General features: G+C 58.9%; 7 protein-coding genes. 4 read left to right on the plus strand and 3 right to left on the minus strand.

Features of this window, described 5'->3' with window-relative positions; translation table 11 throughout:
* Positions 1-122 precede the first annotated feature (122 nt).
* A complete protein-coding gene (locus IZU87_RS16710) occupies positions 123-1,061 on the minus strand; it encodes an SDR family NAD(P)-dependent oxidoreductase (protein WP_213115285.1) in 939 nt (312 codons plus the stop codon).
* 402 nt (positions 1,062-1,463) lie between these two features.
* On the minus strand, positions 1,464-2,138 hold the full coding sequence (locus IZU87_RS16715) for an HAD family hydrolase (RefSeq protein WP_213115286.1): 675 nt from the start codon (positions 2,136-2,138) through the stop codon (positions 1,464-1,466).
* A gap of 237 nt (positions 2,139-2,375) precedes the next feature.
* On the opposite strand from IZU87_RS16715, the gene IZU87_RS16720 reads away from it, so the two are divergent.
* Positions 2,376-2,861, plus strand: a complete 486-nt coding sequence (locus IZU87_RS16720; protein ID WP_213115287.1) for a MarR family winged helix-turn-helix transcriptional regulator — start codon at positions 2,376-2,378, stop codon at positions 2,859-2,861.
* Positions 2,854-3,600: a siderophore-interacting protein gene (locus tag IZU87_RS16725; RefSeq protein WP_213115288.1), complete on the plus strand. Its 747-nt coding sequence runs from the start codon at positions 2,854-2,856 to the stop codon at positions 3,598-3,600. Before IZU87_RS16720 ends, IZU87_RS16725 begins: the two co-directional genes overlap by 8 nt.
* A 155-nt stretch (positions 3,601-3,755) precedes the next feature.
* Here the strand turns inward: IZU87_RS16725 and IZU87_RS16730 are convergent, their stop codons facing one another.
* Positions 3,756-4,655: a LysR substrate-binding domain-containing protein gene (locus IZU87_RS16730; protein ID WP_192839320.1), complete on the minus strand. Its 900-nt coding sequence runs from the start codon at positions 4,653-4,655 to the stop codon at positions 3,756-3,758.
* A gap of 118 nt (positions 4,656-4,773) precedes the next feature.
* Here IZU87_RS16730 and IZU87_RS16735 point away from each other — a divergent pair, with 118 nt between their 5' ends.
* Positions 4,774-5,838: a tartrate dehydrogenase gene (locus IZU87_RS16735; protein ID WP_249330711.1), complete on the plus strand. Its 1,065-nt coding sequence runs from the start codon at positions 4,774-4,776 to the stop codon at positions 5,836-5,838.
* 99 nt (positions 5,839-5,937) lie between these two features.
* A complete protein-coding gene (locus IZU87_RS16740) occupies positions 5,938-7,212 on the plus strand; it encodes an SLC13 family permease (RefSeq protein WP_213115290.1) in 1,275 nt (424 codons plus the stop codon).
* Positions 7,213-7,340: the final 128 nt, after the last annotated feature.

Consider the following 7,340-nt stretch of genomic DNA (forward strand, 5'->3'; position numbering starts at 1 on the left):
AGACGATGCTACACCTGATGAAGTGTACTTCTCTCAACCACTGATCCAGGCGGCCTGACGCCGATGATGACCTGATCCGAGCTTAGACGACCCGTCAGGTGGTCCAAAGGATGGGGTCCACTTCACAACTGCGTTGCCTTCTCCGAGACTTGCCATAACCGGGTCATGAGGCTCTTCTCCAGAACGAATGCCCCCAATTCGCACTCGCCCACCGGCCCGCCGAAATTCATCAGCCCCGTCGGGCCATGGTAGGCCCGCTGCCTGAGGGTCTCCTCGGTGGCGCACATGACTTCCGGGTAAGCGCCTTTCTCCGCCGTCTGCGCCATGCCCGTCTTCACCATCACTGCCCAGCTGAGTCGAGTCGCCAGATTGGCGTTGTCACGAATCAGTGAGGTATTGGACGCGCCCGGATGGCAGACAAAGACGTTTACCTGGCGGTCTGCCGCCTCAATCCTGTCCTGCAATTCATAGGCGAACATCATCTGCGCCAGCTTGCTGTGGCTATAGACCTTGTTCGGGTGATAGTTGTGCTCCCAGTTCATGTCATCGAACTGGATGGTTTTCAGGCCCATCTTGTGGCCTTCACTGGAGACCACGACGATCCGCCCGTTGGAGGCATCGATACGCTCGAACAGCAGCCCGCACAGCAGGAAATGCCCGTAGTGATTCACGCCCAGCTGACTTTCGAAACCGTCGACGGTGAGTTGCTGTCGGGAAACCTGGGCGATGGCGCCATTGCAGATGAGGGCATCGATCTGCGGGACCTCCTCCAGCACTTCCGCGGCCGCTCTGCGTACGCAGGCCAGTTCCGCCAGATCCATGCGTATATGACTGACATTCGCCGCGGGGCCAAACTCCTCTTGCAGCGCCGCGATGGCCGCCTCTGATCTGGTCGGGTTGCGATTCAGCATCACGACGGCGGCACCCTTGCTCAGCAATATGCGCGTCGCCTGAAAGTCCGCGCCGCTATTGGCGCCGGTGATGAGATAGGTCTTGCCGACGAGCGAGCCGATTCTGTCCGGGGTCCAGCCCTTGGGGCCAAATGGGGTGTTGCGAGTCATGGTCAAGATCCTGATGGCAGGTATGCGGCGGTTGCGCTTTGGTCATGTCAGGGGAGCACACGAGAGCTGCGTCTGGCTTTGCGTACGGTCGTGTCCTGTGAGCCTTGCGTGTCTGGTGCGTGTTTGCTGAAGAGACACTATAAGTATCGCTAATGACGATATATAGGCGCTATAGTCGCTAAAACTTGCCTATTCGTATCGGAAGGAGAGGAGGGTGCGGCATCCGCGGTCGGGAGCGCTGGTGGCTGCGACAGAGTGAGTGAGTCACACCACGAGCAGCCTGTTTTGTGCGCCAGGCATGAAAAATCCCGCCTCGAGGGGCGGGATTTCACGAGACGGGGTTTCATTGGGCGGGAATTGAGGGAGAAGACGCGACGATGTCTAGTACTGCGCAGCGAGCTTTTAGTTCCGCGCCGCGAGCTTCTGGGAAATCTGCGCCACCAGTCTCGGCAGCTCGCGCGCATGGTGCATTCGCAGTGCGCCACGCGGCGTTTCATGGCCGTCGTCGTGATGGGCGAAGTGGATGACCTGCATGCCGGCATCCAGCCCTGCCTGTACCCCAACGATGGCATCATCGATCACCACACAATGTGATGGCGAAAAGCCCATCTGCTCGGCTGCGAGTCGATAGATACGCGGGTCCGGCTTCCACACGCCCAGGGTATAGGCGCTGTAGATATGGCCATCGAAGAAGCGCGCCAGGCGTGTGGTATCGAGCGCCAGACGCACCTTGCGCTCAGGCCCGTTGGACACCACGCCACAGGGGTAGCCTTCAAGCTCCATCAAGGCGGCTGACATGCCGGGCATCGCCGTCAGGTGTGCCTTCATCATCTCTTCCAGCAGGGCGCGCATCTCGCCTTCCATGCGCCGTGTGGGGGCTTCTTCCAGAACGCCATGAACTGCCTCCAGCGTGCGCACGATGCTCATGAAACGCATGCCGCGAAACTCGTTCATGTAGCGGTCGCTGGTAAACGGCAGACCATAGCGGGGCAGGGTGCTGGACATGGCCTCGGCGAGGAGGATTTCGCTATCAACCAGGGTGCCATCGGAATCAAACAGCAGGCAGAGTTCAGCCATCGATGCCTCTCGTGGGCGTCAGGAATGTGTGGTCTTCGACCTTAGCAGGTTCCCGCTCGCTGTCACCATGTCACGCAGCAAGAGTTGCCGAAAGCGCGCTTGGCAGTGGAGGGAAGCGTGATAGGCATATGAGATTTTCGGCATTAAGATGAGAATGCTTCTCGATCATGTGTTTGTTGACAGTATCAACTATCTGCCAATATAGTTGACCTATACCAACCATATGGTGAGTGACACATGAGTCAGACATCACTCAATGATGTGCTGCATCAGCTGTTGCATGTCTATCGCAGGCAGCTTCGCTTGGGCATCCAGCGCTACCAGCTTGATCTGCCTGTCACGCACATTCGGGTGCTGAAGGGCATTGGTCGTACCTCCGAGTGTACGGCGCACAAGATCGTGCAGCATTTGGGGCAGGACAAGGCGCGCGTGACGCGGGTGCTCAATGAATTGTTGACGGCGGGATTGATCATCAAGACGGAAAATCCGCAGGACCGTCGCAGCCTGTTTCTCGCCCTTACCGAGGCGGGCCACGACATGCTCAAAGAGATTGAAGCCCTGGAAGATGAGACCGCTCAGCGGATGGCGGGAGACCTCAGCGATGAGGAGGTCGCCACATTCATGAAAACGGCATCTGCCATGATCCACAATACAAGCGAGTGTGAAGCACGCGATGCTGAACAACTTGAAGGCGTTTGCCAGAGGAGTGCGCAAGATGGGTAAGCCCGCAATGCGAGAGCTTGAAGTGATTCGTTCCACCCCGGTGACGGAGCATATGCTGCGCGTCACCTTGGGCGGGGAGAATATCGGCTCCATTCCCGAGGGGCAGGAGAGCGCCTATATCAAACTGGTGTTTCCGCGCGGGGAAGGCGAGCGCCCGATGATGCGCACCTATACCATTCGTCATCACCGTTCGACCGAGATCGATGTTGATTTTGCGCTGCACGATCACGCCGGCCCGGCATCTGCCTGGGCCGTCAGCGCCCAGCCGGGGGACCGCATCACCATCGGCGGCCCGGGGCCAAAGAAGCTGATCAACATGGAAGCCGACTGGTTCCTGCTGGCGGGTGACATGACGGCCTTGCCGGCGATCAGCGTCAATCTGGCCGAGCTACCGGCCCAGGCGCGCGGTCACGCCGTCATCGAGGTGACCAGCGAAGCCGATATCCAGACGCTTGAGCATCCTGCCGGCATCGAGCTGCACTGGGTCATCAATGCGCAACCGGACCCGAGCGGCCAGCCGCTGCTGGACAAGATCGCCTCCTTGCCGAGCCTAGAGGGCCAGGTGTCTGTCTGGGCGGCCTGTGAATTCGGCAGCATGCGAGCGCTGCGTGCGCACCTCAAGCAGGTGCATGAGATCCCCAAGTCCCACTTCTATGTCTCCAGCTACTGGAAGATCGGGCAATCAGAAGACGGTCACAAGCTGGCCAAGCAGCAGGACGCCGAGGCGGAAGGGGCGTGATCACGCCACCTCTGTGATCGCCTTGAGGTCTCTGAGCAAGTGAATGAGCTGCTTTTCCCCAATGCCCTGATGCACGCCTGCATCAGGGCATTTCGTTGTCGCAATGAAGCCCTGTCCCTGTAGATAGCCGTGCGTAATTTGAAGGGATTGCCGTGTCACTTGAAAGGGTGGCGGGCCAGATAATCCTGAGTGTGCTCAATGAAATGGCGGATCCGAAGCGGCAGCACGGCATGATGTTGATAGACCAGATGGATGTCGGCATTGGGCAATTGATACTCCTCGAACAGTATCTTGAGTTCTCCCGCCTCGACATAAGGCGCCACATCCCATTCCGCTCGCAGCACGATTCCGCGGCCATCCAGGGCCCAGCGAAGGGCGCTTTCCCCATCATTGGTGGACAGGCTGCCGCCCACCTTGACGCTACAGGTTTCCTCACTGCCCTGAAATTTCCAGATGCTCCATGAGTCCCGATTCTGATGCAGGGTGATGCATTCGTGGTTGGCCAGTTCATCGGGATGCTGCGGGCACCCGTGGCGGGCAAGGTAATGCGGAGAGGCACAGACGATGCGGCGGTGTGAGGCGATCTTGCGCGCATGCAGATTGGAATCGGGCAGCTCGCCGAATCGAATGGCGACGTCAAAGGCACCATCGACCATGGCGTGCGGGATGTCGGAAAGATGCAATGTCACCTCGACCTGCGGATACGCCTGAACGAAGCCCGAGATGATGGGCGCCATGTACTTGCGCCCGAAGCCCAGCGGGGCGTTCACCTTTAGTCTTCCTCTTACCTGCCCCTCATGGCGGGAAAGCTGCTCTTCCATCTCCAGCACCTGGCTCAAGGTCTGTTCCGCATGGCGCTGATATATCTGGCCTTCGGGCGTGAGGCTCATGGAGCGCGTGCTGCGGTTAAATAATTGAATCTTGAGTCTTTTTTCAATGTTTGCCAGTCGCTTGCTGACGGCTGCCGGACTGATGTCCAGCACGCGGGCGGCGTTGGACATGCTGCCTTCCCGACAGAGCGTCAGGAAGAAATCGAGTTCTGTGAGCGATTGCATTTTCAACTTCCTGGTTGAAGGTGTTGTGAATGCTAGTGCATTGTCGGCTCGGTTGCTCGCTGGCTAGTGTGTGATCACGCCTTGATTCACCCACCCCAATGACAAGAGAGCCTACATCATGAATAGCCACCGTATTGCAGTCATCCCGGGCGATGGTATCGGTCTTGAAGTCATCGAAGCCGGCAAGCGTGTGCTGGAAGTGCTGGCGGAAGACAATACCGACGTCACCTTCGACTTCGTCGACTTCGACTGGAGCTCCGAGCGGTACCTCAAGACTGGCCAGTACATTCCGGATGGCGGCATCGAGGAGCTCAAGACCTTTGATGCCATCTATTTCGGCGCCGTAGGCAGCGAAAAGGTGCCGGATCACATCTCGCTGTGGGACCTGCGCCTCAAGATCTGTCAGGGGTTCGATCAGTACGCCAATATGCGCCCCGCCCGTGTTTTCCCGGGGATCACCAGCCGTCTTCAGCAGGCGGAGGATATCGACTGGGTCATCATTCGCGAAAACAGTGAAGGGGAATACTCCGGGAATGGCGGCCGTGTCCACCAGGGGCTTCCGGAGGAGGTGGGGACTGAAGTCTCGATCTTCACTCGCAAGGGCATCGAGCGCATTCACCGCTTCGCCTTTGAAATGGCGCAGTCCCGTCCGCGCAAGCATCTCACGCTGGTGACCAAGTCCAATGCCCAGCGCCACGGTATGGTGTTGTGGGACGAGATCTTCTTCGAAGTCGCCAAGGACTACCCGGACGTCACGATCACGCGTGAACTGGTCGACGCCATCACGACACGCATGGTCCTCAAGCCCCACATGCTAGACGTCATCGTCGCGACCAACCTGCATGCCGATATCATTTCCGATCTCGCTGCGGCTCTGAGCGGCAGCCTGGGGATTGCCCCGACCGCCAACCTCAATCCGGAAGGCACCTTCCCCTCCATGTTCGAGCCTATCCACGGCTCTGCCTTCGATATCACCGGCAAGGGCATCGCCAATCCGGTGGGCGCCTTCTGGACGGCCGTCATGATGCTGGAGCATCTGGGTGAGACGGCTCTGGCCAAGCGCCTCATGACCGCCATTGAAGAAGTGGTCGCTTCGGGTCTGCATGCGCCAGATCTGGGCGGCAGCGCCACCACGCGCGAGATCACCGATGCCGTCTGTGAACGGGTTCGCGCGATTCGTTAGAGCGCCGCCATCGCCTGACGCAGTCCTTGCAGCATCCAGGGGGCAGGAACGCCATGCCTGCCCCCTGCGCGTGAAGGTTCCAACCACAAGGATAATAAAATGGACGCGCAACTTCTGACGCTGGCCATTCTCATGGTCGCGATCGTACTGTTCGTCTCGGAAAAGATTCCACTTGCCCTGACTGCCATGCTGGTACTGATCAGTCTCGTGCTGGGCGACATCCTCACGCCAGAGGAAGCCTTTTCCGGGTTCATCAACAAGAACGTGATTCTCTTCTGCGCGATGTTCGTCGTCGGCGGTGCCTTGTTCGAAACCGGCATGGCCAATCGTATCGGTGGCATCGTGACGCATTTCGCCAAGACAGAGCGACAGCTGCTGCTGGCCATCATGCTGGTGACAGCGATTCTGTCCGGCTTTCTGTCCAATACCGGCACGGCTGCCGTCTTGATTCCTGCGGTGGTCGGCATCGCCAGTCGCTCCGGGATTCGCCGCTCCAAGCTTCTGATGCCGCTCGCCTTCGCTTCGGCAATGGGCGGTAATCTGTCCTTGATCGGGGCACCTGGCAACCTGATCGTCGACAGCACCTTGAGCAAGATGACCGATGGCGCTCAGTCCTTCGGTTTCTTCTCCTTTGCAATGATCGGCATTCCGATGATGATCTTCGGCCTGCTGTACTTCCTGACCATCGGCTACAAGCTCCTGCCGGATCGTCCCGGCGGCGATGGGGTCGAGATGTATGACGAGCAACCGACCATGGCCCCGCTCTGGAAGCAGTACCTGGCGTTGGGTGTGCTGGTGCTCACCATTCTGGCGATGGTCTTCGATGACGTAATCGGTTTCCCCATGCATGTCATCGGTGTCATGGGGGCACTGCTGCTGGTCTTGGCGGGTGTCATGAAGGAGCGCCGTGCGCTGGAAGCCATCGATTCCCGCGTCATCTTCCTCTTCGCGGGCATGCTGCCTATGGCCATCGCAATGCAGAAGACGGGGCTGGGCACGATGATGGCGGAGCATGTGGTCGCCTATCTGGGCGAAGCCCCATCACCGCGCGTTTTGCTCAGTGTACTGTTCGTGATATCCGCGGGTCTCTCGCAGTTCATGTCCAATACGGCCACGACAGCCCTGTTGGCCCCTATAGGCGGTGCGATCTCGGTGGGATTGGGCGCTGACCCCAGTGCGGTATTGATGGCGATCTGCATCGGCGGCTCCTGCGCCTTTGCAACGCCGCTGGGCATGCCGGCCAACACCATGGTGTTGGGGATCGGGGGATATCGCTTCAATGACTACGTCAAGGCGGGTCTGCCCCTGGTGGTCGTGGGCTACTTGGTCTGCGTCGTTTTGCTGCCTATTATCTGGCCTTTCTATCCGGCCTGACCGGAATCTGTCAACATAGTTGGCACATGAAGTGGTTCTGGCTTTTTAAAGCCCTACTGCCTGCGGTACCGGATCCCGCTCCGGATTCAGATGCACTATCTCCGGCAGGTCGAATTTTCGGATGTCAC

This window comes from Cobetia sp. MC34 (assembly GCF_018340035.1).
Classification (GTDB): Bacteria; Pseudomonadota; Gammaproteobacteria; order Pseudomonadales; family Halomonadaceae; genus Cobetia; species Cobetia amphilecti.